This is a genomic window from Mesorhizobium sp. M7A.F.Ca.US.006.01.1.1 (assembly GCF_003997935.1).
Lineage (GTDB): Bacteria > Pseudomonadota > Alphaproteobacteria > Rhizobiales > Rhizobiaceae > Mesorhizobium.
The window spans coordinates 1-1,867 of the sequence record NZ_RZQL01000459.1 but is presented as its reverse complement, the minus strand read 5'-3'; the positions used below and the strand labels follow the sequence as shown (position 1 = coordinate 1,867).

The following is a 1,867-nucleotide window of genomic DNA, read 5'->3' as shown; positions in this document are numbered from 1 at the left end:
ACTCAGAGGTTATCAAATCCATGTCCGAAAGCCGCATCCGGTTCCGTCACCTGCAGGCATTCCTTGAGGTTGCGCGACAAGGAAGCGTGGCGCGAGCGGCTGACTTGCTGCATGTCAGCCCACCGGCGGTGACCAAGACATTGCGCGAGCTGGAAGAGGCACTGGGTGTAGCGGTGGTGGAGCGCGATGGCCGCGGCATCCGGCTGACGCGCATCGGCGAGATCTTCCTTCGCCACGCCGGCACGGCGATCACGGCACTCAAGCAAGGCGTCGATTCCGTCCGCCAGGACGGAGCGGTCAACCGCCACCCGATCCGCATCGGCGCGCTGCCGACGGTGTCGGCGCGGGTGATGCCGCTGGCCATGAGCCTGTTCCTCAAAGAGGGCACCAGTGCGGCAATCAAGATCGTCACCGGCGAGAATGCGGTGCTGCTCGAACAGTTGCGCACCGGCACGCTCGATCTCGTCGTTGGACGGCTGGCGGCGCCGGAAAACATGACCGGATTCTTCTTCGAGCACCTCTATTCCGAACCGGTGCTGTTCGTGGTGCGCGCCGGACATCCGCTGCTTGACCCGGGGCAGGATGTGTTCGCACGGCTCGACGAATTCCCGATGCTGATGCCGACTCGGGAATCGGTCATCCGTCCGTTTGTCGACCGCCTGTTCATCACTAACGGCATGACCGCGCCGGCAACCGAGATCGAAACCGTCTCGGACTCCTTCGGCCGCGCCTTCCTGCGGCGGAGCAATGCCGTCTGGATTATTTCGGCCGGCGTCGTTGCCAACGAACTCGGCAGCGGCGCCTTCGTCGCCTTGCCGGTCAACACCGAGGAGACCAAGGGACCGGTCGGCTTGACAATGCGGACCGACATGGCGCCCTCACCGGCCTTCTCCATCCTGCTGCAGACCGTCCGCGAAGCGGCAAGGCAAAGCAGCTGATGCGGCTCAGACTGGCGATCAGATCTCCCGCGAAGGCGTGAAGCGAACGCTTGCGGATCGCACCTGCCCGGGTGTCAATACGATGCAGCCAGTATCGATGCCCGCGTCGCTGCGATTGAAGGCATCGGTGATGTTGCTGACCGGCTCGGCGCAGAAGAACGGCTCGCCGGGCGGCGTGTAGAGGACAAGGAAATCGAGTGGCGCCTCGGCCTCGATGTCCAGTTGCCGCCCATGCTCCGGCCAGGAGATCCGGGCGCGGCGCGACCATCCGGTGAAGACCGTGTCGAAGTCCGTCTCCGACACGTCGAAGCCCGTGGTCGGGTTGGAGCCGGCAAGCGGCAGGACGTGCCGGGTGGGCAGGATTTCCGCATCGGTCTCCCACATGCCGGATACCTGCGCCTGGACATGTGTCCACGGTGTCGACGGGAAATAGGGATGGAGGCCGAAGCCTGCGGGCATCGGCGCGTCCGAGAGGTTGCGCAGCGAGAGGGCAATGACCAGGCCGCCATCGACCAGCGAGATCTCCTGCCTCGCCTCATAGCTCCACGGCCAGGAATCGGCGGCATGGCGATAGGATAGGACGGTGGTGCTGGCTTCGTGCCGCACCACGGTCCATGGCCGACGCCAGCCATGGCCATGCTCGTGATGCGGATCGTCCGGGCTGGTCGGCAGTTCGACGGTGCGGCCCGCGAATGCGAAGCGACCGCCCCTTATGCGATTGGAATAGGGAACCAGCGGGAAGCAGGCCATGGCGCCGGCATCCCGGCTGTCGATTGCCGCCTGATCCGCAGGGCGCAGCCAATCCACCACGGAACCGTTTTGCCGCCAGCGATACGACGCCAGCGCGCCGCCGGCGTCCGGGGCAATCTCCACAGTCGCAATGCCGTCGCTGATCGAGATCAGCTCTTGGTGCTGCTCGGCAACGGCAG

At 65.2% G+C, this 1,867-nt stretch carries 2 protein-coding genes; one reads left to right on the top strand and one right to left on the bottom strand.

Features of this window, described 5'->3' with window-relative positions; translation table 11 throughout:
- Positions 1–20 precede the first annotated feature (20 nt).
- Positions 21–938: a pca operon transcription factor PcaQ gene (gene pcaQ, locus EN943_RS36780; RefSeq protein WP_127416590.1), complete on the top strand. Its 918-nt coding sequence runs from the start codon at positions 21–23 to the stop codon at positions 936–938.
- An 18-nt stretch (positions 939–956) separates the two neighbouring features.
- Here pcaQ and EN943_RS36775 read toward each other — a convergent pair.
- Positions 957–1,867 (bottom strand): aldose 1-epimerase (locus EN943_RS36775; protein ID WP_164778600.1); only part of this gene is annotated, 911 nt, incomplete at its 5' end.

What these genes read in the sequence shown, in the direction of transcription:
- pcaQ (WP_127416590.1), top strand. Translation starts at nt 21, where the DNA reads ATGTCCGAAAGCCGCATCCGGTTCCGTCACCTGCAGGCATTCCTTGAG.